General features: G+C 69.6%; 40 protein-coding genes and 2 pseudogenes. 8 read left to right on the top strand and 34 right to left on the bottom strand.

Features of this window, described 5'->3' with window-relative positions:
• Positions 1–114: 114 nt before the first annotated feature.
• The 3 genes from ACL02U_RS11965 to ACL02U_RS11955 all read left to right on the top strand — a co-directional run bounded on the left by ACL02U_RS11965 (position 115) and on the right by ACL02U_RS11955 (position 1,529).
• Positions 115–360 carry a hypothetical protein gene (locus ACL02U_RS11965; protein WP_412790715.1) on the top strand — a complete coding sequence of 82 codons (246 nt, stop codon included), beginning with the start codon at positions 115–117 and terminating at the stop codon, positions 358–360.
• Positions 361–498: 138 nt separating this feature from the next.
• Positions 499–1,128 carry an NUDIX hydrolase gene (locus ACL02U_RS11960; RefSeq protein ID WP_412790714.1) on the top strand — a complete coding sequence of 210 codons (630 nt, stop codon included), beginning with the start codon at positions 499–501 and terminating at the stop codon, positions 1,126–1,128.
• Positions 1,125–1,529, top strand: coding sequence for an NUDIX hydrolase (locus ACL02U_RS11955; RefSeq protein WP_412790713.1), 405 nt, complete (start codon positions 1,125–1,127; stop codon positions 1,527–1,529). The genes ACL02U_RS11960 and ACL02U_RS11955 overlap by 4 nt, the downstream gene beginning before the upstream one ends.
• Before the next feature lie 45 nt (positions 1,530–1,574).
• Here ACL02U_RS11955 and ACL02U_RS11950 read toward each other — a convergent pair whose 3' ends face one another.
• From ACL02U_RS11950 to ACL02U_RS11885, 14 genes are all read right to left on the bottom strand, one after another.
• Positions 1,575–1,835, bottom strand: a complete 261-nt coding sequence (locus ACL02U_RS11950) for a response regulator transcription factor (protein WP_412790712.1) — start codon at positions 1,833–1,835, stop codon at positions 1,575–1,577.
• Positions 1,832–2,026 (bottom strand): hypothetical protein, encoded by a 195-nt coding sequence (locus tag ACL02U_RS11945; RefSeq protein ID WP_412790711.1) that lies wholly within the window; start codon positions 2,024–2,026, stop codon positions 1,832–1,834. The genes ACL02U_RS11950 and ACL02U_RS11945 overlap by 4 nt, the downstream gene beginning before the upstream one ends.
• Before the next feature lie 163 nt (positions 2,027–2,189).
• Positions 2,190–2,921: a hypothetical protein gene (locus ACL02U_RS11940; protein ID WP_412790710.1), complete on the bottom strand. Its 732-nt coding sequence runs from the start codon at positions 2,919–2,921 to the stop codon at positions 2,190–2,192.
• Positions 2,918–3,136 carry a hypothetical protein gene (locus ACL02U_RS11935; protein WP_412790709.1) on the bottom strand — a complete coding sequence of 73 codons (219 nt, stop codon included), beginning with the start codon at positions 3,134–3,136 and terminating at the stop codon, positions 2,918–2,920. The genes ACL02U_RS11940 and ACL02U_RS11935 overlap by 4 nt, the downstream gene beginning before the upstream one ends.
• Before the next feature lie 394 nt (positions 3,137–3,530).
• A complete protein-coding gene (locus ACL02U_RS11930) occupies positions 3,531–3,887 on the bottom strand; it encodes a hypothetical protein (RefSeq protein ID WP_412790708.1) in 357 nt (118 codons plus the stop codon).
• A 5-nt stretch (positions 3,888–3,892) separates the two neighbouring features.
• On the bottom strand, positions 3,893–4,486 hold the full coding sequence (locus tag ACL02U_RS11925; RefSeq protein WP_412790707.1) for a hypothetical protein: 594 nt from the start codon (positions 4,484–4,486) through the stop codon (positions 3,893–3,895).
• A gap of 83 nt (positions 4,487–4,569) precedes the next feature.
• Positions 4,570–5,520: a DNA cytosine methyltransferase gene (locus tag ACL02U_RS11920; protein WP_412790706.1), complete on the bottom strand. Its 951-nt coding sequence runs from the start codon at positions 5,518–5,520 to the stop codon at positions 4,570–4,572.
• A gap of 8 nt (positions 5,521–5,528) precedes the next feature.
• Positions 5,529–5,762 (bottom strand): hypothetical protein, encoded by a 234-nt coding sequence (locus tag ACL02U_RS11915; RefSeq protein WP_412790705.1) that lies wholly within the window; start codon positions 5,760–5,762, stop codon positions 5,529–5,531.
• Entirely contained in the window at positions 5,762–6,031 is a 270-nt protein-coding gene (locus ACL02U_RS11910; RefSeq protein WP_412790704.1) for a hypothetical protein, read from the bottom strand. Before ACL02U_RS11910 ends, ACL02U_RS11915 begins: the two co-directional genes overlap by 1 nt.
• Positions 6,032–6,054: 23 nt before the next feature.
• Complete coding sequence (locus tag ACL02U_RS11905) at positions 6,055–6,495, bottom strand: hypothetical protein (protein ID WP_412790703.1); 441 nt, start codon at positions 6,493–6,495, stop codon at positions 6,055–6,057.
• A 106-nt stretch (positions 6,496–6,601) separates the two neighbouring features.
• Positions 6,602–7,624 (bottom strand): hypothetical protein, encoded by a 1,023-nt coding sequence (locus ACL02U_RS11900; RefSeq protein WP_412790702.1) that lies wholly within the window; start codon positions 7,622–7,624, stop codon positions 6,602–6,604.
• Between the two features lie 777 nt (positions 7,625–8,401).
• Positions 8,402–11,026 carry a hypothetical protein gene (locus ACL02U_RS11895; RefSeq protein ID WP_412790701.1) on the bottom strand — a complete coding sequence of 875 codons (2,625 nt, stop codon included), beginning with the start codon at positions 11,024–11,026 and terminating at the stop codon, positions 8,402–8,404.
• On the bottom strand, positions 11,023–11,340 hold the full coding sequence (locus tag ACL02U_RS11890; RefSeq protein WP_412790700.1) for a hypothetical protein: 318 nt from the start codon (positions 11,338–11,340) through the stop codon (positions 11,023–11,025). The genes ACL02U_RS11895 and ACL02U_RS11890 overlap by 4 nt, the downstream gene beginning before the upstream one ends.
• A complete protein-coding gene (locus ACL02U_RS11885) occupies positions 11,337–11,588 on the bottom strand; it encodes a hypothetical protein (protein WP_412790699.1) in 252 nt (83 codons plus the stop codon). Before ACL02U_RS11885 ends, ACL02U_RS11890 begins: the two co-directional genes overlap by 4 nt.
• Before the next feature lie 188 nt (positions 11,589–11,776).
• Between ACL02U_RS11885 and ACL02U_RS11880 the strand changes: the two genes are divergently transcribed.
• Complete coding sequence (locus ACL02U_RS11880; protein ID WP_412790698.1) at positions 11,777–11,998, top strand: hypothetical protein; 222 nt, start codon at positions 11,777–11,779, stop codon at positions 11,996–11,998.
• Between the two features lie 62 nt (positions 11,999–12,060).
• Here the strand turns inward: ACL02U_RS11880 and ACL02U_RS11875 are convergent, their stop codons facing one another.
• The 18 genes from ACL02U_RS11875 to ACL02U_RS11790 form a co-directional block, all read right to left on the bottom strand.
• Positions 12,061–12,897, bottom strand: coding sequence for a hypothetical protein (locus ACL02U_RS11875; RefSeq protein ID WP_412790697.1), 837 nt, complete (start codon positions 12,895–12,897; stop codon positions 12,061–12,063).
• On the bottom strand, positions 12,894–13,181 hold the full coding sequence (locus ACL02U_RS11870; RefSeq protein WP_412790696.1) for a hypothetical protein: 288 nt from the start codon (positions 13,179–13,181) through the stop codon (positions 12,894–12,896). Before ACL02U_RS11870 ends, ACL02U_RS11875 begins: the two co-directional genes overlap by 4 nt.
• Positions 13,178–14,170 carry a hypothetical protein gene (locus ACL02U_RS11865; protein WP_412790695.1) on the bottom strand — a complete coding sequence of 331 codons (993 nt, stop codon included), beginning with the start codon at positions 14,168–14,170 and terminating at the stop codon, positions 13,178–13,180. The genes ACL02U_RS11870 and ACL02U_RS11865 overlap by 4 nt, the downstream gene beginning before the upstream one ends.
• Positions 14,171–14,285: 115 nt before the next feature.
• Positions 14,286–14,693: a hypothetical protein gene (locus ACL02U_RS11860; RefSeq protein ID WP_412790694.1), complete on the bottom strand. Its 408-nt coding sequence runs from the start codon at positions 14,691–14,693 to the stop codon at positions 14,286–14,288.
• On the bottom strand, positions 14,690–15,151 hold the full coding sequence (locus tag ACL02U_RS11855; protein WP_412790693.1) for a hypothetical protein: 462 nt from the start codon (positions 15,149–15,151) through the stop codon (positions 14,690–14,692). Before ACL02U_RS11855 ends, ACL02U_RS11860 begins: the two co-directional genes overlap by 4 nt.
• 68 nt (positions 15,152–15,219) lie before the next feature.
• Positions 15,220–16,008, bottom strand: coding sequence for an ATP-binding protein (locus ACL02U_RS11850; RefSeq protein ID WP_412790692.1), 789 nt, complete (start codon positions 16,006–16,008; stop codon positions 15,220–15,222).
• Complete coding sequence (locus tag ACL02U_RS11845) at positions 16,005–16,841, bottom strand: PD-(D/E)XK nuclease-like domain-containing protein (RefSeq protein WP_412790691.1); 837 nt, start codon at positions 16,839–16,841, stop codon at positions 16,005–16,007. The genes ACL02U_RS11850 and ACL02U_RS11845 overlap by 4 nt, the downstream gene beginning before the upstream one ends.
• Positions 16,838–17,185, bottom strand: coding sequence for a hypothetical protein (locus tag ACL02U_RS11840; RefSeq protein WP_412790690.1), 348 nt, complete (start codon positions 17,183–17,185; stop codon positions 16,838–16,840). Before ACL02U_RS11840 ends, ACL02U_RS11845 begins: the two co-directional genes overlap by 4 nt.
• Positions 17,186–17,269: 84 nt before the next feature.
• Positions 17,270–17,683 (bottom strand): hypothetical protein, encoded by a 414-nt coding sequence (locus ACL02U_RS11835; protein WP_412790689.1) that lies wholly within the window; start codon positions 17,681–17,683, stop codon positions 17,270–17,272.
• A 94-nt stretch (positions 17,684–17,777) separates the two neighbouring features.
• A complete protein-coding gene (locus tag ACL02U_RS11830; protein ID WP_412790688.1) occupies positions 17,778–18,281 on the bottom strand; it encodes a hypothetical protein in 504 nt (167 codons plus the stop codon).
• On the bottom strand, positions 18,281–18,541 hold the full coding sequence (locus ACL02U_RS11825; RefSeq protein WP_412790687.1) for a hypothetical protein: 261 nt from the start codon (positions 18,539–18,541) through the stop codon (positions 18,281–18,283). Before ACL02U_RS11825 ends, ACL02U_RS11830 begins: the two co-directional genes overlap by 1 nt.
• Positions 18,541–18,843, bottom strand: coding sequence for a hypothetical protein (locus ACL02U_RS11820; protein ID WP_412790686.1), 303 nt, complete (start codon positions 18,841–18,843; stop codon positions 18,541–18,543). The genes ACL02U_RS11825 and ACL02U_RS11820 overlap by 1 nt, the downstream gene beginning before the upstream one ends.
• Positions 18,840–19,100 (bottom strand): hypothetical protein, encoded by a 261-nt coding sequence (locus ACL02U_RS11815; protein WP_412790685.1) that lies wholly within the window; start codon positions 19,098–19,100, stop codon positions 18,840–18,842. The genes ACL02U_RS11820 and ACL02U_RS11815 overlap by 4 nt, the downstream gene beginning before the upstream one ends.
• A complete protein-coding gene (locus ACL02U_RS11810; protein ID WP_412790684.1) occupies positions 19,097–19,288 on the bottom strand; it encodes a hypothetical protein in 192 nt (63 codons plus the stop codon). Before ACL02U_RS11810 ends, ACL02U_RS11815 begins: the two co-directional genes overlap by 4 nt.
• Positions 19,285–19,575 carry a hypothetical protein gene (locus tag ACL02U_RS11805; RefSeq protein WP_412790683.1) on the bottom strand — a complete coding sequence of 97 codons (291 nt, stop codon included), beginning with the start codon at positions 19,573–19,575 and terminating at the stop codon, positions 19,285–19,287. The genes ACL02U_RS11810 and ACL02U_RS11805 overlap by 4 nt, the downstream gene beginning before the upstream one ends.
• Positions 19,572–20,426 (bottom strand): hypothetical protein, encoded by an 855-nt coding sequence (locus tag ACL02U_RS11800; RefSeq protein WP_412790682.1) that lies wholly within the window; start codon positions 20,424–20,426, stop codon positions 19,572–19,574. The genes ACL02U_RS11805 and ACL02U_RS11800 overlap by 4 nt, the downstream gene beginning before the upstream one ends.
• 102 nt (positions 20,427–20,528) lie before the next feature.
• The gene (locus tag ACL02U_RS11795) at positions 20,529–20,849 is read right to left on the bottom strand and encodes a helix-turn-helix domain-containing protein (RefSeq protein ID WP_412790681.1); all 321 of its coding nucleotides are present in this window, start codon (positions 20,847–20,849) and stop codon (positions 20,529–20,531) included.
• Complete coding sequence (locus ACL02U_RS11790; RefSeq protein WP_412790680.1) at positions 20,806–21,054, bottom strand: helix-turn-helix domain-containing protein; 249 nt, start codon at positions 21,052–21,054, stop codon at positions 20,806–20,808. The genes ACL02U_RS11795 and ACL02U_RS11790 overlap by 44 nt, the downstream gene beginning before the upstream one ends.
• Positions 21,055–21,324: 270 nt before the next feature.
• Between ACL02U_RS11790 and ACL02U_RS11785 the strand changes: the two genes are divergently transcribed.
• From ACL02U_RS11785 to ACL02U_RS11770, 4 genes are all read left to right on the top strand, one after another.
• Entirely contained in the window at positions 21,325–21,843 is a 519-nt protein-coding gene (locus tag ACL02U_RS11785) for a helix-turn-helix transcriptional regulator (RefSeq protein WP_412790679.1), read from the top strand.
• A 140-nt stretch (positions 21,844–21,983) separates the two neighbouring features.
• Complete coding sequence (locus ACL02U_RS11780; RefSeq protein WP_412790678.1) at positions 21,984–22,172, top strand: hypothetical protein; 189 nt, start codon at positions 21,984–21,986, stop codon at positions 22,170–22,172.
• A gap of 18 nt (positions 22,173–22,190) precedes the next feature.
• Positions 22,191–23,525 (top strand): tyrosine-type recombinase/integrase, encoded by a 1,335-nt coding sequence (locus ACL02U_RS11775; RefSeq protein WP_412790677.1) that lies wholly within the window; start codon positions 22,191–22,193, stop codon positions 23,523–23,525.
• A gap of 186 nt (positions 23,526–23,711) precedes the next feature.
• Positions 23,712–24,380 carry a TetR/AcrR family transcriptional regulator gene (locus ACL02U_RS11770; RefSeq protein ID WP_412790676.1) on the top strand — a complete coding sequence of 223 codons (669 nt, stop codon included), beginning with the start codon at positions 23,712–23,714 and terminating at the stop codon, positions 24,378–24,380.
• Positions 24,381–24,659: 279 nt separating this feature from the next.
• Here the strand turns inward: ACL02U_RS11770 and ACL02U_RS11765 are convergent.
• Together ACL02U_RS11765 and ACL02U_RS11760 are read right to left on the bottom strand one after the other, a co-directional pair.
• Positions 24,660–24,866, bottom strand: a pseudogene (locus tag ACL02U_RS11765) (DUF6214 family protein); the annotation flags it as partial.
• A 360-nt stretch (positions 24,867–25,226) separates the two neighbouring features.
• Positions 25,227–25,463 (bottom strand): annotated as a pseudogene (locus tag ACL02U_RS11760) (DUF6214 family protein); the annotation flags it as partial.
• Positions 25,464–25,606: the final 143 nt, after the last annotated feature.

Here is a 25,606-nt window from a genome sequence, read left to right as displayed (position 1 = left end):
TACTTTGTTGCAGGAACACCATGGCACGTGGGGTACGGTCGCTGCAACATAGTGGACGAAGAATCTTGTGGCGCGTCTAGTCGGTGGACATCCACTCGTGAGAACATCCTGCACATGGCAGCGAACTCCCCGACTCTCAATGACGCCGAGAAGGCGCGCTGGATGCGAAGGCTTGATAGAGCCACTGCCGCCCATGAGAAGACGCGCCGGACCCTCGATGAACTTGTGGCCGACGCCCGTCAGGCCGGCGTCACGCTCACTCTGATCGCCGACCACACTCCGTACAGCCGCGAGTGGGCACGCACCATCGCTTCGCGAATCGCTTCCGAGCGGCAGGCCGGAGACGCTGTAGGCGAGTAGCGGCCACTGGTGATTTTGCATGCCCTTGAGTCAAGCGGCGCCGCACTGAAGCTGCCATGACCGTTCGGTGCAGTGGCGATGCAGCAGGGGTGCACCAGCAGTGCAGTACGCCCGATCCGACCAGACGAGGGGCGCAAGGTGGACGTCATCGACACGTGGACGGGCCGCACCGCGTGTGCTCTACAGCAGGCCCTCCGGATGACGAACGACGGCTTCGCCGACCACCTCGGAGTGGCGGTACGCACCGTGGCCGGCTGGCACTCGTCGCCGGACATCGTGCCGCGGGCTGAAATCCAGTCCGCCCTGGATACCGCCTACGAGAGGTCGAGCCCGCCAGTGCAGCGCCGCTTCAGTCTCCTGACCCGCCCGAAACGGACCGCTGTCGAAGCGCAGGCCCTGCGCGTGGCCATCGCCATCGTCACCAGAGACGACGAGGTGCTCCTCGTCTGCCGGCGCGGCTCGGACAGCCTCTCCTGGCAGTTCCCGGCCGGCGTGGTGAAGCCCGACGCCTCCCCCGTCGTCGTCGCGGTCGAGGAGACCCGCGCCGAGACCGGCGTCCGGTGCACGGTCCGCGAGCAGCTGGGCTCCCGCATCCACCCCGTGACCGGCGTCGTAGCCGAGTATCTGGCCTGCGAGTATCTGCTGGGTGAGGCCACCAACCAGGACCCGATTGAGAACGCGGAGGTCGCCTGGGTGCCGCGCGCACAGTTGACCCGGTTCATCCCCGAGCAGTCCATCTATCCGCCGATCTTGGAGGCGCTGGCATGACCGAGACGACGACCAGGCCGGGGATCTCCGCGGCCATCATCACCGACGGGGACCGCGTGCTGATGGTGCGCCGCCGGGTGAAGGAAGGGGAGCTGTCCTGGCAGTTCCCTGCCGGCGGGATCGAGGCGGGCGAGATGCCGGAGGAGGCGGCGGTGCGCGAGACGCTCGAGGAGACGGGCCTCAAGGTGGAGGCGGTCCGGCTGATCGGCCAGCGAATTCACCCGAAGACGCAGCGGGAGATGAGCTACACGGCCTGCACGGTGGTCGACGGTGAGGCGCACGTCGCGGACGCCGACGAACTGGACGCCGTCGCCTGGGTGACGCTCGCCGAGATCCCCGAACTGGTGCCCTACGGATTGTTCAACCCGGTGCAGGAGTACCTGGAGAGCGCACTGTCCTGACGGCACGGCAGAAGCCCCCGACCGCGGTTGCGGTCGGGGGCTTTGTCATGCGGCGGTTCTGCGTGGTGGGCGGAGTTCGACTTCGTGGGGGTGGATGAGTCCACGCACGAGGCAGATCGCCACGGCGTGGGCGCGGTCTCGTGCACCGAGCTGCTGGTAGGCGAGCCGGAAGTGGGATTTCACGGACTCCTCGGAGATCCACAACTTCTTCGCGATGTCAGCGTTGGTGTAGCCGCTGGCGGCGAGTCGGAGGACTTCGAGGCGGCGCGGGGTTACGGCCGGCTGGTCGGCTGGGAGTCCTCTCACAGGATCCCCTCGAGGGCTATGTGGATGTCGTTGATGCGGTCGATGTCGCTGTCGGGGATTTGGTGGTGGAGGTCGAGGATGTTGCAGCGGGCCCGTGGGCGGCGGGCGGGTTGGGGTTGGGCGCGGCTGGTGTCGCAGATGTCGAAAAGGATCTGTTGGCCGTTCACGGCTGGCTTACTCGGCCGGCTCACGGTTCCTCCTTCTCGCTCTGCTCGGGCTCCGGCGGCTCGGGCTCGGGTTCGTGTTGTGGGGGTTGTGGGGGTGATGCGCCGGCGGGTCCGGGTGGTGGCGGGCCGGGCGTAGCGTGCATGCGTTTCCGCTGTTTGGGGGTGGGGTAGCCGTCGGCGCGCCGGGTCACGGCTGCTCCTCGGTGTTCGGTTTGGTTTCCTCGCCGCCGGGCGAACAACTTCCCTCGGGGGCTGCTGTGCCGCCGATGATGCCTCCGGTTTTGGCGAGCCAGGCGGTGGTCCGTGCGGATTCGGCTGCCGCCTGGTTGGCCCGGTTGGTGGCCGCGCGTTCTATCTCGGGGGTGACGGGGCGGGCGGTGTAGTGGTGGCTGCTCTGGTCGAGTGCGGTGGCGAGTCGCTCGTGGACGCTTCGGAGTCCGGGGTAGTTGCGGCGGATCCAGTCGGCCGTCTCTCGGATGCGGGTGAGAGCGCTGGCGTAGCCGTCGCAGCGTTGGTCGACCTCGTTGAGGGTGCGGGACTCAGCGTCGAGGGTGGCTTCGGCTTGCTGGGCGCGGGCCTCGGCTCGTTCGGCGCGTTCGGTTTCGCGGATGTTGGCGTCGAGGAGGCGGGCGCAGGATGCGCAGGTGGTGTGCCAGGTGAGCCGGTGCTCCAGGTCGGCGAGCCGGTCGAGTTCGGGCGCGAGCTCGGCGAGGACGGCGGTGGCGAGGTCGTCGGCTTCGGACATGTTGAGGATGATCGGGTCGCCGTGCTGTGCCATGGCGGCGGCGTTCGGGCCGAGGCGGAGTCGGACGGTACGCGCGGCCTTCGCGATGCGCTCCTGGAGGGCCGCGTTTGGGGCGGCTTTGGGGTGGGTGTTGCTGTCGTCGGCGGGCTCAAAGGCCGCGGGCTTGTCGGTCATGTCTGGTCTCCGGTGTCGGGTGTGGTGCACCAGGGGCAGTGTGCGACGGGCTGTTCGTGGTGTGTGGTGTGTACGGCCCGGTCGTGGGTGCACTGGTCGGTGCCGAGGACCGCGCGGGCGGCGGTGGCGGCGTCTTGGATGGCTGCCGCAGTGGTGGGGCCGTGGGGGGTGAGTGCGGCGGTGAGGGCGGCTATCAGCCGGTCGGGGGCGGTCATGTGGCAGTTCCGGGGCACTGGTCGGCGGGGTGGGACTGCCGGATGGACTTGCATGCGATCCACGGGTGCTCAGTGCAGCGGGGGTCGATGGTGCCTTGGACGACGAGTCCGCAGGGGGCTTTCGGGCAGGGGCAGGTGTCTTCGATTTCGTGGGTGGTCCATGAGCGGCCGATGTGGTTGCTGCGGGTGTGGGGTGGGAGGTCTGTCATTTGTGCCTCGTTTCGCCGCCTGGGTTGTTGTGTGGCGGCTTGTCTGGGTGGGGTGAGGGTGATGGCCTTGGGTGGGGGGTTAAACGCCTCAGCGGCTTAACTGTCGAGTAACTTGCTGAGGTGGGCCCCTGTCGGGTCCCGGCTGCCTGCACGCCAACAGCCGGGACCCGGCGGGTCAGGGGCGCTCATCCACGGCGCGTCTCCTCGCAGCCGGGACAGTCGTCGACGCACTCGGGAGCGTCGGTCTGGGCGGCGTAGTCGACGATGTGCGTCTCCTCGCTGCCGTCTGCCGCGGGCTGCTGCTCGCCGTTGACGGTCTGGGCAACCTTGCTGGCGACCTCCCACAGCGGGTAGCCGGGCTCGTGCTCGCGGAACGGCGCCAGCCAGGCGAGAGCGTTGGCCGTGGCTTCCAGCCAGTCCGCGACCGGGTCGGCCAGTCCGGCGAGGCGTCCGGTGATCTCGGGGGCGGCGGCGCGGAGGGTGTCGGCGGCCTGCTGGAGTTCGGCGGCCTGTGGCCAGGTGGTGCGGCGTTCGACAGTCATGTCTGTCACTCCTCAGTGCTGGTCTGCTGCTGCTCGGCGGGCTCCGGGTCGGCCTCCACGACAGTGGACGTCTCCTCCCAGCGGACGATCCGCAGGCGCGCATCCGGGAAACGCCGGCGGACGACGTCACGGCGCTCGCGTGCTTCGTCGAGGGTTTGCGGCCTGTAGGTGATGCCGATCCACCTGTCCTCGTCCCAGGTCTCGATGGAGTAGTCGGTGACGGTGGGCCACGGCGCCTCAGCGGACTGCGGGGCGGGGTGCGCTTCGGTGTCGGGTTCCTGCTGCTGCGCCTCGTCGGCCAGGCGGCGGAGCTCGTTCGCAGCGGCGTTCACGTCGCCCATGTGATCGTCGGTGAGGTCACGCAGACGCTCGGAGGTATCGAGGGCGTCGGCGGCGCGTCGGAGCACGGTGGCCTCGTCGACCGGCACAGGCAGCGCAGCCAGCACCGCATCGGCGACGTCGCCGTACTCGTCGGGCTCCAGCATGTCGGAGTCCCAGGCGAAGCCCTCGGCCTCGCAGATGGCGCGGCGGATACGGGTGCGGCGGTCGTCCCGGCTCGGCGGAGACACAGCGGCGGGGTCGGGGTTGGTGTGGGTCATGGTGTGCTCCAAGTGTGTGAAAAGGTCAGGGGGCCCGGCCGGCCCGCGCGATACCAGCGCGCGGGACGGCCGCGGTACGGGGGTCATGCGGCTGCGTGCTCGGGAGCCTGCTCGGGCATCGGGATGCCGGTCGCCGCAGACACGACATGCGCCGCCAACAACGGCGGAACCGCATTCCCGACCATCAAGTGCCGCTGCCCGGCAGTCCCGTGGAACACCAGCCCCGGCCGGAAACCCTGCAGCTCCGCGCACTCGGCGATCGTCGGCCGCAGATGCGCGACTCCCTCCCGGCCCTTCCATGCCGCACTGCCCATGGTGCGCCGCATCGCCTGCCGGGTGCCGTTCCCGAACGGCTCCGCACCCCCCGTCGCCGTTCCGCCACCCGTCACGGTCGGCGCCGGACGCCGGGTGTAGCCCCAGCCGACGACGTCCGCCATCGCCGTGTGCGGAGGCTGCCCCAGGCCGCCATGCGTCGGCGCCGGCAGCAGCACGCCGCGGACACGGGAAGCGATCAGGATCGCTCTCGGGCGGCGCTGCCCGAGTCCGTAGTCGGCGGCGTCGAGGACGCCGGTGGCGGTGCTGTACCCCCAGCTGCGGAGGATCTCCGCCATGTGCTCCCATACGGGCAGCACGGACGGCACCTGCTCCATGGCGGTCCATTCGGGGCGCAGCGCGTGCAGCCAGCGCATGGGTTCGGCGGTGAGGATGCTGCGTTCGTCGAGCATGCGTGCGCCGTGTTCGGTGCGGGTGTCGCGGCCGGCGGCGAGGTCGTTGATGGCCTGGTGGACTCGGGGCAGGTCCTGAAGGCCGAGTTTCTTGCCGGATTTGCCGAAGCCTGGGCAGGGCGGGGAGGCGATGACGTCGCCGTTGTAGTCGGCGGGGTTCTGGCGGGTGACGTCGCATTCGACGGTGGTGTGCCTGGCGCCGCGGCGGGTGGTGCAGGCGGTGGGGTTGAGTTCGAGGCCGGTTTCGTTGAGGCCGATGGGTTTGATGCCTTCGGCCCAGCCGATGCCGGCGAACAGGTCGATGATCATGTGTGTCCTTAGTGGGTGGTGTGTGTGTCCGCGGCGGCCGCACCAGCAGCAGACCGGGCGGCGGCGTTCTCGATCTCCTGGCTTCGTCGGGTCAGGAGTTCCTCCAGCCATGCGATCCGGCGGTTCACGCGGTGTGCCTCGGCCAGCTCGGCGCGGAGCGCGGCCTCGATGGCGGCGGGGGATGCGTGGGTGGCGAAGGTGTCGCGATGCTTGTCGTTGAGGCGGCGGCGGGGAGCGGCCATCACACGGCCCCGCGAACGCTGACGCTGACCGGCGCCAAGCAGAGAACCCGGTTCACGGTGTCGTTGATGGCCTGCTGGAGTTCGGCCGCGAGGAGGCGCTGCGCGTCGTCGGTGAGTTCGCTGCTGATCGCGAGGTGTACGGCGCAGTTCCAGGAGCCGTCGATCGTCCGGGAGCCGAAGCTGGGTCCGGGCTGGAGGTTGGTGGTGGTGAGGGCGTTGGCCCATTCGGTGACGGTGGTGGAGCGGAGTTCGGGCGGCTGGCTGCTCATCGGTGGGTCTCCTTGGTGGTGGGTCAGGCGGTGGGGAAGTGCTTGGCGATCTCCAGGGCGATGCCTTCGACGAGCGCGCGCCGCATGTCGTCCGGCATGTCGGGGCGGACGGCGAAGTGCAGGCGGAACATGGGGCTGTCGTCGCCGTGCGCGGTGAGCTGCTCGGGCAGGGGTTCCAGGCCGTCGGCGCCGAGGTTGACCGCCCACTCGGAGGTGTCGGCCGCGTTCGTCAGCAGGTCGGCGATGCTGCGCTGCGCAGTGTCGAACTGGTCCTCGTCGAGGATCTCGTCCCAGTGCGGGCCGTCGGCCCCGTCGGTCTCGGCGGGCGGCAGCATGCTCTCGATCTCGGCGCCCTGCATCTGCTCGCCGATGCCTACGAAGTCGTGGTCGCAGCTGGCGGTGTGGTGCTGGCGGGCGGCTTCGGCGCGGAGGTCGTCGTCGGTGTAGGGGCGGCGGTCGGTCATCGGTGGGTCTCCTTGGGGCTGTGTGGTGGCGGATAGGGCGCGGGTAGGGTCAGGGGCACGCCCAGCCGGATAGCCCCCGGCTGGGCGGCTACAACGTCACGAAAGGTCAGGCCGCATCGTCAGCAGTAACCGGCTGACCAGAGCGGCAAGCCCACGGAGAACAGCCGTCCGGGTCACCGTTCTCGGCGAGCTCGGCGTCATACACGGCATCGAAAACCGTGTCCTGCTGCCACTCCGACGGACGGACGCGGTCGATCGGCGCCTCACCAAGCGGACGACGAGAAATGTGCAAGAACCGCTCGTGCCGCATTCCAGGCCCGCGCCGATACGCCCTGTCGAACCGAACGGCTTCCTGCCACGACTCGGGGTCGGTGTCCCGCATGCGCCGCCACTCGGCGTTGCCGTGGAACGGGCAGCCGATGCACGCGCTCTTGGCGACAGATGTCCAGCCGCGGTGTTTCAAGTACGCATCGCACTGGGTGCGCGACATACCCAATTCCAGCAGCGGATGCCGGGACTTCGAGTAACGGGTGTCACCGCGATCTGAGACGCGGCTGATCTCGTCGGTGGAGAAGCCGATCCACTGCTCCGCCCATGTTCCGGCGGCCGGCTGGTTGACCCTGCTGATGGTTCCGGTGCCGTAGCAGACGGAGCACAGACCTGGGGTGTGGTCGCCGCGCTTGGCCCGCCACGGGGCGATGCGGCTACCGGTGCCGTCGCAGTAGCGGCACGGCTTGGGGTCGGATGTGGTGGCGCCGAGGAGGAGTCGGGTCTGGCGGAGGATCGGCGTGAGCTTGTACGTCTGGGTGCAGCGGCGGTTGAGCATGCCGTCCTCGCCGGTCTCCGGGTCACGGGTGTGAGCGGGCAGGGAGCGCTGCTTGTCCTCGTCGAGGACGTCGTCCTGGATTCGGCCGGTCGAGACGCGGTAGATCGGGATTCCGGCAGGCTTGGCTACCTCGGTCTCGAGGTGGTCGAGGTGCTCGTATACGGCGGCGGGTTCCCATCCCGTGTCGGCGAAGATTGCTGCGTCGAGCTTGGGGAGAGTGCCGTCCGCGGACAGCATGAGCAGGGTGGTGGATTGGACACCGGCGCCAAGGCTGAGTATCCGCATTGCAGGGTGGGTGATCACGACTGGGTCTCCTTGGGGCGCTGTGGTGGCGTGTGCGGGCCTGGCGGGGTGCGGGTGGGTGTGGGGGCGGGTGGAGGGCTGGGAGGCGCCCAGAACAGCGCCTGTGGGGCTCCAGGGGGTGGAGGCAGTCAGGACGCGGGGTGGCCGAGCTGGAGACCGCGACGCTCCATCACGCCAAGACAGGTCTTGCACGTCACCTCGACCCCATCCGCATGGTGCGGAGTCCAAGTGGTCTGACAGAGCGGATACCAGGGGGTAAGGCCGAGGTCCGGCCGGGCGGACACGTGCTCAAGACGGGAAGCGTGGATGGTGGCTCCCGCGCGTCCGGTGCTTGCTGGGACGAGGCGGTGCTCGGTGAGGCTCATGCGGGTTGCTCCCAGGTCAGGTGTGGGTGGGGCGTTGTTCGTCGGGTGCGCCGACGGCGTGGGCGGAGGGGGTGGGTTTGGTGGTGGGGGGTGCGTTGGTGTGGGGCGGGTGTGGGTGTTGGGTTGCGCGCGGGCGGGGCGGAACCGAGCGAGGCGCGGTCTGGGCGTGGGTGCTCAGGGGGCTCTGTCGGTTGTATGCATGTGCATGGAGGTGGACAGGTGGACAAGGTGGACGCGTGTCCACCACCCCCTGTCTCGCGTAGCGCGTGAGTGAGAGTAAATGTCCTTTTTGTGTGTATATGTAGAGGCGAATTGAGGGCCGTTTTTCTCACGACAGGGGGTGGTGGACAGATGTCCACCTGTCCACCTCGGATTTGTCCACCAAGGTGGACACGAACTTGTCCACCTTCGATTAGTCCGAAATGACACAGATCCGGTCCCCCTCCTCGAACACCCAGCCGCGCGCCACAGCCAGGTCCACGGCCTTCTCCGCAACGGGCCTGTCCCGAGACGCCAGCGCCTTCTTCAGAGCCCCGTACGTGACCCCCCCGACCTGGGAGGCGTGGCGGCGCACCAGGTGCGCGACGCGCTCCAGCGTCAAGTCGGCGCCCTTCTTCGCAACGTGGGACCGCAGTTCGGCGTGGACCTTGGCGTCCTCGGCGCGCTGCTTCTCCGCCGCGGCCTCTCGCTGCGCGCGCAGGACCAGGGAGTCACGCACGGCGCAGGAGGACTTCCAGACGACCTCCGCCAGCTCCCAGTCGTCTTCGGTGACGTTCAGGCGGCCGCCGTCGAGAAGCGCGAAGAGGGCGGCGAGCTTGACCTTCATCAGGCCGGCGTGACCGTCGAGCTCGGGGACTTCTACCTCGCCGCGGCCGCGGGCGACGCGCTCGCGCCACAGCATCCGCTTGATGCTGACGGGGAAGTCGATGTCGATGGGCTGGTTGGGCCGCATGCGGCCGGGGTGGGGTTCGATGGGGCCGGGCCACGGCGGCGGGTTCTCGGGGATGGTGGGGTCGTCGGCCCAGCCCCAGAAGAACCGCTGGGGGGTGCCGGTGTGGGCGTCGGCCAGCAGGACGGTGGCGATGGACGGCTGGAAGCCGGCGAGGAGTCCGAGGCTGTAGGAGCCGGGGGCGATGTAGCGGGTGCGTTCCTCGCTGGCGTTGGTCTGGCCGAGGGCTTCGCCGATGGCGGCGCGGCGGAGGGTTTCGCCGAGGATGCTGCCGGAGCGTTCGCCGAGCTTGGCCATGGTCTGGCCTTCGTCGACGTAGAAGAACGCGTTGTGGCGGACCTGCTTGCGGACCTTCGCCATGACGGGGTCGCCCTTGTGGGGGCCTTTCTGGTGGATCTCGCCGGTGGGTTCTTCGACGGAGCCCATGAAGGTTTCGGCGATGCCTTCGCCGGAGCCAATGGGCAGTCCGTCGCGGAAGTCGTCGTCTGCGGGGTGCATGAGGTCGCGGACGCATCCGGCGGAGATGGACTTGCCGGCGCCGGAGGTGCCGACCATGGCGGCGAAGATGTTGAGGCTGGCGCGGCCGCCGATGCCGGTGACGGCGCGGATGTGGTGGGAGATCATGCCGGAGAGGCGGGCGAGGGTGGAGTAGAGGACGGTGTCGCCGGAGCAGCCTTGGGAGTGGGCGGCTTGGCGGATGTGCTGGAAGACGGGGCGGGCGTTCCAGAACGTTTCGGGCAGGAGCCCGGGCCGGGCGGTGCTCGTTGTGTCGTCGGGCTCTTCCTCGTCTTGGGGTTCTTCGGTGGGCCAGTACTCGTCGTCGCGCGGGGTGTCGTCGCGGGGCGTGGCCGGGGGTCGGCAGGTCTGGCGGATGCGGGCGAGGACGGGGGCGGGCAGTCGCCGGGCGGCGGGGGTGGCGTCCTGGTCGAAGGCGGCGCGCAGGACGTCGAGGGTGGCTTCGCGTTCGTTGCCGCCGTGGTGCAGGTGTGCCCAGAGGGTGGGGATGGTGAGCTTCTTCCCGCCGGGCTGCTGGCCGACGGGGAGCCCTGCGCGTTCGGACCAGTTGACGGCGACGTGGTCGTCGCAGACGAGACTGTGCTCGCTCTCGGCGGCGCCTTCGGTGCCGGCGGGGCGGAGCCACTTCTCGCGGCCGTCGGCGGCGGTGCCGCGGTAGGTCCAGCCTTCGGGTTCGAGGATGTCGCGGAAGGTGAGGGTGGTGGCGAGGATGTCGAAGACGCCGGCGCCGGACGTTGACCGGGGGAAGCCTGTGGTGAGGCGCGGGGGTGGGGTGGTGCGGCCGGTGCGTTCGTCCTGCCGGGCGCGCTTTTCCGCGGCCGCCTTCTCCAGGATGCGGCGCGCTTCGGGCTCCAGGCGCGTGATGGCCTCGCGCATGATGGCCAGGTCGACGGTGTCGCCGGTGCCCGGGTAGCTGGTGGACGGGCGGGCCGTGCCGCTCTTGCGGTTGACGGTGCCGGGGATGCGCATCAGCCGGTCAAGGTTGCCGACCTGGGTGTCCCATGAGCAGCCGTGTTGGTAGGCGGCGGCGCCGAGGATGGCTTGTAGTGCGGATGTCATCTGCTCGACTGCGGCGCGGTCTTCGTCGCCGGTGATGACGTACGTGTCGGTGAGGGTCCAGACGGGGTTGCATCCGCCGCCGGTGTCGACCCAGCCGGATGGGTGGGGCAGGCCGGATGAGGTGACGATTTCGCGGACGTGGTCGGCGTCGATGGGGTGGGGCATCTCGTCGGGCCCGGGCTTGTGGCCGATCGTGCCGTAGTCGCCGTCGGCCCACAGCCAGGTGAGGGCGTGGGCGAGGTCTTTGCCGCCGCGGCCCTTGGCGGGGTGCTCGCGGAGGGTGGTGACCTGTGCGTAGATGCCCTTGGGGGTGCGGGTGTCGAGGTCGGCGACGTAGCGGGCGGCGGCGGCGATGCCGACTTCGTCGGTGGTGAAGCGGCGGCCGACCCAGCGGTCTGCGTCGGAGCAGATACTGAGCAGGCCGGGTGCGTCTTGGTACTGGTAGGCGAGGGAGGCTTTGACGAGGTCGATGTCTGCGGCCACGTCTGCGGGCGCTTCGTGGGCGGTGGTCACTGGGTCACCGCCGGGAAGTAGTAGGTGCCGCCGGGCTGGCCGACGCATCGGGCGTTGCGCGGGCACAGGCGGGGTTCGTCGGGGTGGCCGGCGGGGTGGATGTGCTGGTGCTCGCAGTAGGGGCAGCGGGTGACGACGAGGTACAACTTCGGCTGGCCTTCGGGGTGGTGAGGATCGCCGGTGCGGGCTGAGATGAGCCGGGCGGGCGCGGGGCGGAGGCTGCGGAGGGGTTCGGGTCGGGTGCTTGCGTCGGGTGTCGGCGTGGCGGGGGTGGGTTCGTCGTCGAAGAGGGTGGGTGCCGCGGTGGTGGTCATCGTTCGTTCCTCCGCGTGTTGATCAGTTCGTCGGCGACGTTGGTGATGGCGTTCTTCCAGTGGCGTTCGGTGGCGCGGATGGCGGTGGCGCTGGGCTGCTGGTTGAGGTGGTGGCGGATGGAGCCGAGGACCATTTCCCAGAGAGCGCGTTCCTGGGCGCGCTGGGCGTACAGCTGGTCGTGGTCCGTGTCGTCTTGTTTGACGGGCCACTCGCCGGGGCGGCGCTGCTGTTCGGGGTTGTCGGTCACTCGGGTGGTGCTCCTTGTCGGGAGTGTGGTGAGTTGGGCAGCGCGAATTAGCAGGTCAGCGCGTTGGGAACGGGTGTCTCACCTGCCTTAGATTCTACCCGAGGGTGACCGGTCACCGGATGGTCAATTGCTAGTCGAGTCGGATCGGGGTGGTGACCAGTCGTTGTACGGTCAGCTACGCTGTCGACATGACGACGAAGGGTCTGCCTGGCCGCGTGGTCCGCATCGACGACGAGACGTGGGCGGAGTACGGGCAGCTGTGCGAAGAGAAGGGCATCGCCCGCGCGGCGGACATCCGCATGTACGTCGTCCGCGAGGTCAACGCCTGGCGCAAGGCGCAGGGCCTCGAGCCCCGGAAGCGCAAGGTCGTGGTGCGCCGCAAGAAGGCCTCCGACGGCTCCGACGACTGACATCCCTCCTCCTCTCCTCCTGGGCCCCGCCACGGCGGGGCCTTTGTGGTGTGTGCCGGCGGTCAGGCGGCTGCCTGCTGGGGGTCGGGGTGGCGGTTGGCGCGTCGGCGGAGGATGGTTTTGAGCTGGTCGTGGATGTACTTCTCGTTGTGGCCGAGCTGCTTGGCGATCTGAGCGTTGGATTCGCCGAGGAGGTGGAGGTGGAGGATCTCGGCGTTCTTGTCGGGGTCCCGCTCGTACTTGCTGGTGGGCTTGTACGGGTCCGCGATGTCGGGCCGGCAGTCGGGGTCGTCGATGTCGTCCCAGGCGAGGGGGCCGCAGTAGCCGCGGCGGCGGGCGTCGTGGACTGCGTAGTGGGACGGGCCGGACCGCCAGCGCAGCTGCTCGTAGAGGGCCTTCATGCCTTGTGCGACGGTGAGGCTGACGGTGTCTGGCTGCTGGCCGAGGAGGCGGCTGAGGTGGTTTGCCGCCATGGGTACGCCCTGGGCGATGCGGTAGATGGGGTAGCCGATGGCGTAGAGGGCTTGGGCGCGACGGAGGGTGCCGATGCTTTCCGTGACGGCTTTGGCAGGGATGCCGGCCGGCCGGGAGGTTCGGAGGATGCGGGCGGCGATGGTGGGGGCGATGGTGGCTTGACCGTTGAGGAGTTTGGAGATGTCGGCGGACTTCTTGCCGACGGCGTCGCCGATTTGGGTTTGGCTGTAGCCCTGGTCGGTCCACTGCTGGAGGCGTTGGCGGACGGGTTCGGCGTCGATGCGGATGGGGCGGCGGATGGTGCGGACGCGGTACTGCTTGCAGTACCGCTTGTTGGCGTCGCGGCAGGGGGTGCAGTGGCAGCCGCGCAGGTAGCGGGAGCGTTCTCCGTGCGGCGGGAGTTGGGGGCGGTTGGCGGTGGTCACGGTTTCTCCTCCCTGTGGTGGGTGGCGTGCCAGATGGCGCGGCAGGTGTTGAGGGTGTGCTGGTTGGTGCCGGGCTGGTCGGGTTCGGGGTGGGGTTGCTGGTGGCCGTGGAGGTCGGCGGCAACGTGGTCGCGGAACGTGCGGTAGTCGGTGCGGTGGCGGGTGCCGTAGATGACGGCGCAGATACCGAGGACGGCCAGGGCGATGCCGAGTCCGTAGCCGCCGACTTTGGCGTCCGCCCACGCCCAGGCGTTGATGGCAGCGTTGATCTGGTCGGGGATCACGAAGCCTCCCCGAGGTCAAAGGTCAGCTGCTCTTCGCGGGCTGCGGTCGGCTCGATCACGTCGGGCTTTGGCAGGGGGCGGGTGAGGAGGTCGGCGAGGGCGTCGAACTCGGCCATGGCGTCGCGAAGGTTGGCGCGGAGTTCACCGAGGATCTCCATCGGGTCTCGGTAGACCGGTTCTTCGGCCTTGGGCACTTCCCGCTGCGGCCAGGTGGTGGGCGTGGCGTCTGCGGTTCGGGTGGCGGGGATGGTGACGATGACGGTGGGTACGTCGGTGCCCGACTCTTTGAATGCGCCTTCCGGGACGGCCTCGACGATGCCGCCGCGGGCTTCGACGAGGGCCCGGAACTTCGCGGTCTTCCGGCTGTGGAAGGTGACGGCCCACGACATGACGGACACGAGCAGCCCCTTCGGCTTGATGAATCGGAGGGCGTGTTCGACGTGCTGCATGTCGCTGCCCTTCGTGAAGGGCGGGTTCATCACCACCCGGTCGTAGCGGGGCTCGGCGGGCACGGTCAGAAAGTCAGCGACCGTGAGGGCGCGGGGTACGCCGCTGTCGGCGAGGACGGCCGCGTAGCCGGGGTCATGTTCGATGCAGTCGACGACCGCGCCACGCTCCGCCGCTGCGGTGGCGATAGCGCCGGAGCCGGCCGACGGCTCGAGCACCTCCATGCCCGGCTCGATCGCGGCGAGTTCGATGACCCGCTGGGCGACGGCCGTAGGAGTCGGGAAGTACTGGGCCGACTGTCGCTTCTCCCGAAGCGTCACCACCTGCCCGGTCTCCAGCACGGGGGTGAGCGCCTGGGCGGCGTCGACGGGGAAGACGTGCGCCTGCGCGCTGGTCATCCACCGACCCCCGACGGCTTCGAGGACTTCGTTGACGCGCTGGTACAGCTTCGGGTCCATGCGCGGCCCGGTGAGGTAGAGGAGGTTGCCGTTGGTTTCTGCACGCTCCTGGAGGGCTGCAAGGGTGTCGTCGGTGATTTTCATGTGCGGCCTCGTCGTGTGCGGCGCCGGTGGAGGGCGTGCTGGATCCAGGCGTGGCCGGCTGCGGTGGTGAGGAGGGTGCCGAGGGGCCACCACAGGTGGACGGTGTGGGCGGCCATCAGGCGGCGCTCGTCTTCCGCCGGCCCGCGGCCCGGCGTGCGGCTCGCTCTTCGCGGCGGCGTCGGGCGACCGTCTCCCGCAGCGCGGCGGGCACGCCGATCCAGACGTGGACGAGGCTCTGGTGTGCGCGTTCGCTGCCGCCGAAGCCGTGGTGGCGGATGATCCCGGCGTCCTGCAGGCGGGCGGGCAGGGCGCCCCACTGGCTCTTGGGGTGGGGCGGGTCGGGCAGCTTCTTGGCTGCGGCGATCTCGGCGATGGTGAACGGCTTGCGGGTGTCGGCGGCTTCGACGAAGGCGTCCCAGACTTCGGTGACCCAGGCTTCGTAGTCGTCGACTATGCGGCGGGTCTTGGGGGGTGCCGGGGCGGCGAGTTCGATGCCGTCGAATGCGGGCTGGATGTGCGTCATCGGGTCGCCTCCGTCCGCGCCAGGTCTGCGGCGGTCCAGGGCGGCAGGAGTCCCGCGGTGCGGGCGCGTCCGACCCATTTGGCGGCGGTGGAGTGGGCTACGTTGAAGTGGTCGGCGACGGCGCGGGTCGGCCCCTGCCCGTTCTTGCGGGCCTTGGTGTATGCGGAGGCGACTTCGTCGAGATGCGCGTCGGTGATCCGGTAGCGCTTCCCTGCTCGCGCCTGCTTCGGCTCGGCGAGTGTCATCCCGGCGGCGGGGCTGCAGGGGACAGCGCCGACGATGGGCCAGGCGGCGACGACCTCGTCGGCCTCGTAGCCGGTGGAGCCCCAGCGGTCGGTGACCATCCAGCGGGCCGGGTGCGGCGGGGACGGCCACAGGACGGCGAGGCGGGTGCCTTCTGGGGAGCGGCGGACGACGCCGAGCAGGTCGCTGTTCGGGTTGGTGAGTTCGGTGGTCATGGTTCGTGTTCTCCTGGGGGTGTGGGGCCGCCCCGATTCGGGCGGGGCGGCCCTGATGCGGGTGCGGGCTACTGCTCGGCGGGTGCCGCGCTGGTGGGCTCCGGGGTGGAGCGCAGCCAGGCGAGGAGCGGGGCGGCGATGTCGCGGGCGCCGACGGGCCGGTCGATGACCTTGCGGTGGAGATCGGGGCAGCGGGACTTGAGGACTTCGAGCCGGTTGTCGAGGTCCATCGCGACGGCGACGTCGAACTCGTACTCGATGCCCTTGCGCTGCTCAGGCCGGGTGCCGACCCGTTCGGGCTTGCCGCCGTTCAGCACCCACTCGGTGTAGGAGCGCATCGAGGCGACGACGTGGCCGGGGTAGGCGAGGATCGCGGCGACCATGTCGTTCTGGAGCGGGGTGCCGTCCTTCCAGCCGGCGAACTTGTTGCCGCCGTACCTGCTGCTGGCCTTCTCGACCTGGTCGAGGGTGCCGTCGGTGCCCTTCCAGAAGTGGGAGAGGCTGTCGACGAACACGGTCGGGTAGCCGGCTTGTGCGGCGGAGTCGAGGACGCGCATGAGGTCGCGGGGGTCGTAGCGGTCCATGGAGACGGTGTCGAACTGGATGCCGCCGATGCCGGCGTACAGGCTGGCTGCGCCGCTTTCGGTGTCGATGACGGCGAACCGACGGCCCTCGGAAAGTCCGTGGGCGATGGACAGGCCGGTCCAGGTCTTGCCGCTGCCGGACATGCCCTGGATGGACAGGCGGGCTTTGCGGCCGGTTTTGTTGGCGGGCTGGAACTGGAACTGGGGGGTGGAGCGGTTCTGTTCGGGGGCGGGTCGGCGGCCGGTGCGGACGGGCGGCGGGAGCTGGGTCACGAGGTCTCCTCGGCGTACTTGCGCTCCACCCACTTGGGGAGTGAGAGGTAAGTGACGCCTTCGCTGTAGGCGGGCCAGTAGCCGGTCTCCCGGCACATGGCGTAGGTGTAGAAGGCGCGGTCGTTGAGTTCGCCGCCGATGACGCGGGCGGGGAAGTCGAGTTCCACGACGGTCACCAGGTAGGGCGGCTGCTTCTCCTGGCAGATGAACTTGAAGGAGCCGGTGGGCGGGATGAGCCCGAGGTGGATGGCTCCGCGCCGGTAGAAGTCGTCCTGCTGGTGGTAGCCGTACTCGTTCACGGCTTTCTGTAGGTGGTCCGGGTGAACGGATCGGGCCGACTTGTAGTCGACGATTTCGTCGGGGCGGAGCCAGTCGATGCGGCTGCGGAGCCAGATGCCGTTCTCTTGCCAGAACATGGACTGTTCGGCGAGGCCGCTGCCGGGGGTGAGTAGGTCGGAGGCTTCGGCGTGGTTGGCGAGTGCGTCTGCCATGTCGTCGATGCGCTGGCGGGCCTCGGCCTTGAGGGGTACTTTTCCGGCGGCTCGTATGGCGGCGACGCGGGCTTTGGTCTCGTTGGTGTCCCAGCGTTTTTCGTCGACGACGACGAGTTCGGGCCCGTTGCCGAGGACGACGGTGTGTGCGGCGGTGCCGAATTCGAACTCGGGTTTGTAGGGCTGGGGGTTGTCGAGGAGGTGCTTGAAGCGGGCGGGGCAGTCGGTGATGCGGCGGGCGCCGGTGGAGGAGAGGCTGCCGCCGGGGATGGGGTCTTGGTGGTAGAGGTCGGCGGGGATGTCGTAGAGGCCGGGCTCGACCTCGACCGGCGCCTCGGTCATCGGATGCTGTCCGCGGGCGTGTTCTGGTCGCAGGCCTCGCACAGGCCGGCCGCGGTGAACGGTCCGTCGGTGTCCCGGCAGCGGGTGCAGGTGATGGGCGCCTGCGGCAGTCCTGCGATCTGCTGGAGGGTGGTGATGCCGTCCTCGTCGTACTTGGCGAGGTAGATGGCGGCGCCGTAGTCGGGGAACGCGTTGGCGAGCCTGGCGCGGTTGGCCATGTCGGCGCGGTCGATGAGGCTGATGAGGGATTCGGCCCAGTCGCCTGCGGGGTAGCCGCCGCGGCCGAAGTGGGAGAGGACGTGGGCGGCGACGTCGGCGGGGATGTGGGGGCTGCTGGTGGTCATGTGTCCTGCTTTCGGGGTGGTTGGGCGGGCGGCCCGCTCGGTGGTGGGCGGGCCGCCCTGGGCGCCGCGGAGCGCGGGGGCGCTCTACGCGGCCGACTGCGGGGGCGTGCCGCCGGTGTGGCCGGGGTCGGTGACAGGCTTGAGGAGTCCGGCTGCGGCGGCTTGCGGGAGCGGCATGACGCGCACGATCGGCAGCTCCTGGGTGCGCGCGGCAGCAGCTTCGGCGAGGGCGCCGACCCGCAGGCGCCGCTGCAGCTCGGCGACCTGCCTCTCCAGTTCGCGGACGGTGGCGGCGTGCCGGGCGTCGATGCGGGAGACGGTGGCAGCATGGTCGGCGGCCTGATCGGCGAGCTGCTGCTGGAGGCCCTTGATGAGGAGCTCGGCGCCGGCGCGGAGTACGCGCTGCCGCTCTATCTCGTCGGCGGCCCGGTGCTTGCGGGCGAGCTTCGGCCGCCGGTCGAGGGCTCCGAGTCGGGGCAGGTATTCGGTGAGGGTCACTGCTTCTCCTGCGGTTGGATGCGGCGGCGGGCGATGGACTCCCCCCACACGGCCAGGAAGCCCATGGCGGCGATGACGGCGAGGCCGACCCAGATCACGACGCCACCAGCCCGGTGCGGACGACGTAGCCGGACGCCTCGCTGTCGGCGAAGTCGCGGGCGACCCGCAGCGCGAAGTTGCGCTCCCGCTCGAGGGCGAGCTGGGCCTCCAGGTCGGCGGTCCGCTCCGTCAGTCGGGCGACCGCGGCGCGCATCTCCGGGTTCGACATGGGCCGCCGCTCGGTGAGCTCGTTGCTGGCGGCTGTCCACGTGTGGGGTCGGTCCCAGTCGGCGGTCGGGTAGGCGCCCTGGAGGAGGGCGGCGATGCGCTGGGATCCGCCGGCCGGGAGCCGGATGAGCCGCCCGTGGGGGTCGAGGGCGCGGGCGAGGTAGTGGCGGGTGCTGGGCCCGCTGGTGTCGGTCCAGATGGGGGTGACGAGGACGGTCGCAGCGTCGGGTGCGATCTGGTGGAGGCGGTGGGGCAGTTGCTTGAGGTGCCTGCGCCGCCGGGATGCGGACGCCTTCCGCGGCCGGGTGGGCAGGGCTTCGATGGTGGCCATCACGCGGTCACCTCCCGTGCGGCGCCCATGAGCGCGTCGGCGACGTCGTGCTGGCTGCGGTCGAGGAGCTCCCACGTGCCGGCCGGGCACATGAGGTGGTCGCTGAGCGCCTGGTAGGCGGTGTGGGCGGCGTCCGGGTCGTCGCCTGCCGCGGTTTCGAGGTGTCGGATGATGCGGTGGTCGTGGGGGTCCCAGCCGTCGACGGCGACGACCGTGCCAGCCGCGGCGGCGAGGATGGCGGCAGTGGACTGGGCGGCCATCACTCGCCTCCTGCCGCGGCCTTGAGGCGGGCGATCTCCTCGCGTGCGGCGGCGAGTTCGTCTTCGGCCGTGCGCTCCCGCTCGACGGCTTTGGCGATGCCGTCCCTCCAGCGCTGCACCCCGGCGAGGACGCGGTCAGCGACGGCAAGCTGCTTCTCGGCCGGCATGCCGGACTTGAACATCATCTGGAGGTCGTTTGCGGTGGCCTTGCTGCTGGCGCGCAGGGTCAGAGATGCGATGGGGTAGGGGCCGGACTCGACGGTGCCGGTCTCGTCCCAGAAGTCGTAGGCGCGCATGGTCACGCCTCCTTCGGCGTGGTGGGGTAGGGGAATGCGGGGGTGACGGCGTCGGGGTCGGCGTCGTAGAGGAGATGCCGCTGCTCGGCGAGCTCACCGTCGGTGGCGTGGGGGGCGTCGTCGACGGCTTCCGGGTGGGCGAGCAGCCAGCACAGGCGGGCGACACTGCGGTCCACCGCGGCCTGCGCGCGCTGACGGGCGGTCAGGTCCCGCAGGTCGGCCTTGAGGCGGGCGCGGGGTGCGTCGGAGGTGGGGCTGGTCATGAGGTGACCTCCATCCACGTGCTGTAGGTCACGTCGCGCCGCACGAGGACCGCGTCGGGCCAGCTCTCGCGGTAGCGGGCGAGGCGGGTCTCCTGCTCGCTGCGGCTGGTGGGGGTGCCGTCCTCGAGGACGCGCCCGTCGGGGATGCGGACCGCGTAGTGCGTGACGGTGGTGGTGTGGCCGGTCATCGCTGGCCTCCCGCCTCGTGGCGGGCCCACGTCTCCCGGTCGGCCTCGAAGGCCTCCCAGTACGTGTAGAGCAGCTCCGCGAACGCCTGGTCCCGCTCCTGCTCCGGCAGAAGCTCCCAGGCGAGACGGCCGATGTCCTCCGGCGTGAACCCCTCCGGGTGCGTGGCCTTCAGCTCCTCCTCCGCCTGCTCGAACAGCGCCGTCAGCGGAGTGAGCATCCGGACCCGGCTGGTGATCTGGTCGAACGCGTCGAGCGGGTACTCGTCGAACGGGGTCAGGTCGCTCACGACGCCTCCCCGAATCCGAGCTGGGTGGGGAACTGGGCCGCGTAGTAGCGGTTCCACGTGTCCTCGAAGACGGGCCGGTGTCGCTCCGTCCAGGCGTAGGTCTTGCGCACCGAACCGTTCGGCAGATCCGCCTGCCTCTTGCCCGGCTTCTCCCCGTGCTCCGCCTCGTACAGGGAGGCTGCGCGCCGGCCGAACCAGGACTGCACCGACTCGATCTCGCGGCGCTTCAGGCCCTTGCTCTTCAGGAAGTCCGGCACGTACAGCGGCACGTCGAGCGGGTCGATCTCCGGTTCTTCGCCGAGCGCCTTCGCGGCGACCAGGCGGGCCTTCGTCTCCAGCCATGCGCCGTCGACGATGCCCTCGGCTACCTTCAGCACTCGCATGCGGGCCTCGGCGAGCTCGACCGCCTCGACGGCTCCGGAGCGCAGAGCCGGCGTCGCCTTCTCCTCGACCTCCAGTAGGTAGGTGCGGACCCGTTGGGCGACAGCGGACTCGGTGAGGAGCTGGCCGACGTTCAGGATCGCCCGGCGGGAGAAGACGGTCAGGGAACGAGCCTTTGGGTTTGCGTCCGTCAGGTTGACGGAGACAAAAGCCCGGTATTCCTCACCGCGAAGGACCCGCACGCCGTTCTCGGTCAGCTCATCGCGGTTCCTGCGGATGATGCTCTCGATGGCGTCGACGTCGACCTCGTAGTAGGTGGCGACGGTGGGGATGTCGGCGTGCACGCCGTCCGGCAGCAGGGCCAGTGCCTTGACCTTGTCGAGGACGTCGACGCGGTCGGCGGTCTGGGCCCGCATCGTGCGGGACTCGGTGAGTACCAACTCACCGGATTGATCTGGGACCATGGCCATCAGGTCCACTCCTGTTTCTCTCAGGGATCTGTGGGTGGATCGCGCGGCGTCAGCCGCGGGGCCCCGGCTGCCGGTGCGACGGCGGTTGGGGCTCAATGCCGCTCAAGCGGCGGGCTTGGCGTACTTGTTCGGCAGTCGCTCGCCCTGGGACTGCACCCAGCGGATGTGCGCGGCCGTCAGCCGCGGCGACTTGCCGACGTAGGTGCGAGGGATCCGGCCGTCTCGGCAGGCTTCGAGCACCCAGTTGGTGTTCTTGCCGAGGATCTCGGCGGCCTGCTCGGGAGTGAAGCAGCGGAGCTCCAGGTCGGCGGCGGTCTGCATTGCGGTGAACTGCTCGATCGCTTCGGCGAGGCGCAGGATGGCTGCTTCTGTCGGCCGATCAGGCGTGGTCGCGGTGGGGGGAGCAAGGTCGTTCGTGGTCACGATTCATCTCCTGGTGTGTGATGGCGCGGATGGGCACGTCCAGGTAGGCGGCGTAGAGGTGGAGGGTTTCGTCGCCGGCTCCCTGCTTGTCGTCCTCGACGCGGGAGAGGAAGCCTGGATCTCTGCCGATGTCTCTCGCGAGCCGCCGAAGGCTGATCCCCTGGGCCTCGCGGATAGCCCTCATTGCGGCTCCGTTGGATCTCACACACTCAACGTAGACCCAATAACGCGGCAGCAGCAAGAGGGTTGCGCCGGATTCTTTGGGTGTTCGTTCGGGTTACGTTGGCGCTATGTCGCCTCCATTGAGGCCGAACCTTGGCCAGAGGTGTGCGGAGCGCAGGGGCGCACGCACGGCGCGCAAACACAACAGGCGGTTAACGAAGCAACAAAAATGCTCCTCCAACACCGATCAATCCTGGTCAATTGGGGGAGCCGGTGGGTGCGTGTTGCCAAACCGTGCGGCATGATGGCAGTCATGACAGAGGACCGGACCACTTGGGCATGGGTCGAGCTCGGAGCCGCCATCAGGGCGGCTCGGGAAGCACGCGGCCTCCGCCAGGTCGACCTCGCCGACCTGGCCGGAGTCAGCGAAGGCACCATCCAGAACCTGGAGAACGGTGACCGACGGCCCCGCATCCCGCCTTCTCTCGCCAAGGTCGAACCTCACCTCGGCTGGGCTCCCGAATCCGGTCTCGCCATCCTTCGCGGCGAAACGCCCACTACCCTGCACGAGCCGGCTGACGACAGGGCCCAGATGCGCCGAGACCTCCCTCTGCGGATCGTCGACGAGCTGGAGAGCAGCGACCCGCTCCTCGACTCCACCGTCATCCAACTGCCGGGCACCGATGGCGCCCGCATGACCGTCGTTGTGCGCGGCCGCCCCGACGCCACTCCCGAAGAGATCCAGGAAGCCCTTCTCGCGTGGCGCCGCACCGAGCAGGAGCTCCGTCGACTCCCGGGCGAAGACGAGCCCCGGGCAGCTAACGGCTCGTAGTCATCTGCATGCTCAAAGCGCACAACCCCTCTACATGCAGCCCCGTCGTGTGATGTGATGTAGGACACCACGAAGGAGGGCGCCCGCGGTGGCCTGGGGTAGGGAGACCTATGTCTGTGCGGGTTCTGAGTGTGACTGGAATGCCGTTCCACGTCGATGTCTGGGTCGAGGACCACGACAACGGCGTATTCACCGTCTACATCGACGAAGATCTGATCACGGAGCGCGGTGCACGCGCTCTGCAGAAAGTACTCAGCAGTACCATCAATGGATGGCGACGACTCGACTCATCGACCGTCCGCGCAGCACTGCACGCCATCAGCAGCTGACCGGTGGCGAGGTGGCCGATGGCGTACAGCGAGAAGCGCGGCTACGACAAGGCGGCCCGCAAGTACAGGTACCGCGGCAGGTATCTCCTGCCTGACGGCGTCACCTACGGGAGCGTCAGCCGCGACGACAACGGACAGCCGTTCTACAGGGCGCGGGATGCCGAGAACTTCGCAGCCGGCCTTGAGGTCGACGTGCGGCGCAAGACATTCATCAACCCTCGGGACAGCCGGATCACCGTCGCCGAGTGGGCGGAGCTGTGGATCGAGTCGGTGGAGTTGGCCAACCGGAGCGACAGGACATACCGGCAGCGTCTGCGGTCGGTGGTCCTGCCGCGGTGGGGCGACATCGCGATGGGAGACGTCAGCGAGGTCGCCGTCAAGACGTGGGAGAAGGACCTGCGTGGCAGGTACAAGCCGCGCTACGTGAAGTCGATCATGTCCGTGATGCGGGTCATGTTCGATGATGCGGTCGCCTCCAAGGTTCGCGGAGACAACCCCGTCCCGACGTTGAAGTCCCGCCGCCGCGGTCGCTACAAGGGCAAGCAGCAGCACGACGAGGTGGTCATCGCCACCCCGCGCCAGACATGGCTGCTGGCCCGCAACGCCTACGCGATGCGCGGCATCGTCGGCTACGGGATGGTTCTCACCATCGCCTACTGCGGGCTTCGGATCTCCGAGGTGGCCGGCCTGCGCCGGGAGCATCTGCTGTTGAAGGACCACGGGCAGGGCTGCCGTCTCCTCGTACAGGAGCAGAGCCAGTACGTCGACGGCGAGAAGCGGCAGGTGGCGCCGAAGTACGAGTCGACCGGCAGCATCATCCTCCCTCCATTCCTGGCCGGTGTGCTGGGCCAAGTGCTGGAGTCGCACACGTCGCCGTGGGTTTTTCCGAGTCCCACGGGCCGGAAGATGGACACGGGTGCGTACTTCTACGCCGACGTGTGGCGGCGCTTCGTCGACGGGCATAGCGCCGAGCCGGACCGTCTGGGAAGGCCGTCGCGGCTGCCGGACATGATGGCGGTTGCCGGCATCGAGAATCTGGTTCCGCACGGTCTTCGCCACTCGATGAAGGTCTGGCTGGATGAGTTGAAGCATCCGCGGGTAGCAGTGGAAGAGCGGATGCGGCACGTTGTACCTGGGGTTGAGGGAACCTACAGTCACACGACGCTGGCGATGGAGTTGGACATCGCGGCGGACCTGCACAGGTTGTGGGAGACCTCGGCGGTAGCGAGGGACCATCACCGGGAGTGGGATGTTCCTCGACCTCGCCGCGGGGAGAAGGCGTCAGTCGAGTTGATCTCCCAGGAATCTCCCACACCGCAGATTAGTGATCGGGAAGATGAGCCGGCTGCGTAGGGGATCTGGCGTATGACCTGGACGTTCGCCCCGTAGCCTCAGGCCACCATCAGGGGAGAAGAGGTCCGTCTCGGACGATCCCCCGCGTCGCCCGAGACGGACGGCAGACGCGACCTGCACCCGTGCGGGCCGGTCGCCGCCCCTGAGTATAGTTGGCTGGCAGCCAGTCAACGCAGGAGTTCCAGGATGTCCCCGCGCAGCGCCTCGGTCAATGAAGAATTGCGGCGGCGTTCCCGTGAGCGTCTGCTGCAGGCGGCGGTCGAGCTGGTCAGCGAGCGCGGGTACGAGGCGACGACGCTGACGGACATCGCCGACCGGGCCGGGTCGGCCCGGGGGTTGGTGTCGTACTACTTCCCGGGCAAGCGCCAACTCGTGCAGTCCGCCGTGCACCGGCTGATGCACCGGACGCTGGAGGAGGCGCTGGAGCGCGAGCCTCGCACCGACGACGGGCGCGAGCGGATGGCACGGGCCGTCGACGCCGTCCTCGGCCTGGCCCGGGACCACACCGTGCTGATGCGCCAGCACATGTCGGGGCTGCTGCAGGCCGAGGGGTTCGTACGGTGCCCGGAGCAGCAACGGCTGGCCGAGCTGCTGCGCGAGACCGTGGCCCGGTACGGATCGCAGGACGTGGACGCCGACTACCCGATGCTGCGGTCCTGGCTCATGGGCGCCGTCTACGCGATGGTGCTGCCGAACGTGCCGATGACACTCACGGACCTGCGCGCGGAGCTGTTCGGGCGGTACCGGCTGGAGTGGGACATGGGGGACCCCCCGGACACCGAAGAGCCCCGGACATCCTGCGAGCGGGACCTCTCGCGGTTCTTCTCGACCGGCGCCCGGCCGCAGCGGCGGTAGCGGGACGCCCCCGCGACCGGGGTCCGAAGCCGGCGGCCGGGCGTCACAGCGGCAGTGGCCGGGCCGTTCAACGCAGGTGGCCGGTGATCGATCGGCGCGTCATCGCCCCGGCGGTCGGGCGAGGCGGGTTCGCGGACCGACCGGCGCTCCGGTGGGGCGTGCCGCACGGCCACACGGAATCCGCGCCCGCGGGTCCGGCCCCTGCGGCATGCGCACCGGATACGGTCCGGCCCCGCCGGACGGGTCCCCGCGGGACTGGTCCCCGCGGTCGGCCCGGCGTCAGCGGCGGGCATGCCGCGGCGCGAGGTAACCCGCGTCGCGGGCCTGGGCGATGAGGCGCAGGGTCTTGCGCCGGCTGTGACCGGTCGCGCACATCACCGCCAGCACCGGGTCGACGCCGTCGTCGCGGGCCGCACGGTACTCCTCGGCGATCAGCCTGCGGCCCTCGACGCCGCGGGGCCAGGCCGGGCGGGCCCGCCGCGCGCCGGACGCCATGGCGTCCGGCGGCTCGCCGCCCCCACCGCCGTCGCCGTCCCAGCCCTCCCAGCCCTCCCAGCCGTTCCGGCCGTCCCCGCCCTCTCGGTCCGAACCGTTCCAGCCCTCCCAGCCGTTCCGGCCGTCCCCGTCCTCTCGGTTCCAGCCGTCCCGCCCGCCTGGGCTCTCCCGGACCACCCGGGCACCCTCGATCGCGGGGCCGTTCCAGTCCTGCTGACCGTTCCAACCCCGCGCCTCGACGATCCGCACACGTCCCCCGTCATCCGGCGCCGCCGCGTGGGGCTCGGTCGAGCCGTGGGCGGGCTCCACGCCCACTCCCCCGTCCTCCCACCCGGCGGACCCGTACGCGGCGGTCTCCGGCCTCGATCCGCAGGCCTCGAACAGCGGTCCCTCGATCCAGTCCGCGAGCTGGGTCAAGTCGGCCAAAGAGAGCGGCGGTTGGGCGCGTACGTCCTCCAGGGACACGCATCCGTCGGCCACCACCGCGAGGACGTCGACCCGGGCACCGTCGCGGAACGCGAGGCGGACCTGGAACCACGCCGTCGCTCCGGCGTCCTCCTGCACTTCCCAGGCGGGCCACACGGACACGGCGCTGTCGGCCTCGGACCGGTCGGAAAGATTAAGAAACGATGCTTCTAGCACACACGCAACGTAACCGCATGATCACTTTCCATACGAACGGACACGCGTGACCGTCGCGGTCATGGCACCCCGTCAGCGCAGCGGGGCCG

This window comes from Streptomyces sp. MS06 (assembly GCF_047200655.1).
In the GTDB taxonomy this organism is placed as follows: Bacteria; Actinomycetota; Actinomycetes; order Streptomycetales; family Streptomycetaceae; genus Streptomyces.
The sequence above is the reverse complement of the archived record's forward strand: the minus strand, read 5'-3'. Positions and strand labels throughout refer to the sequence as shown.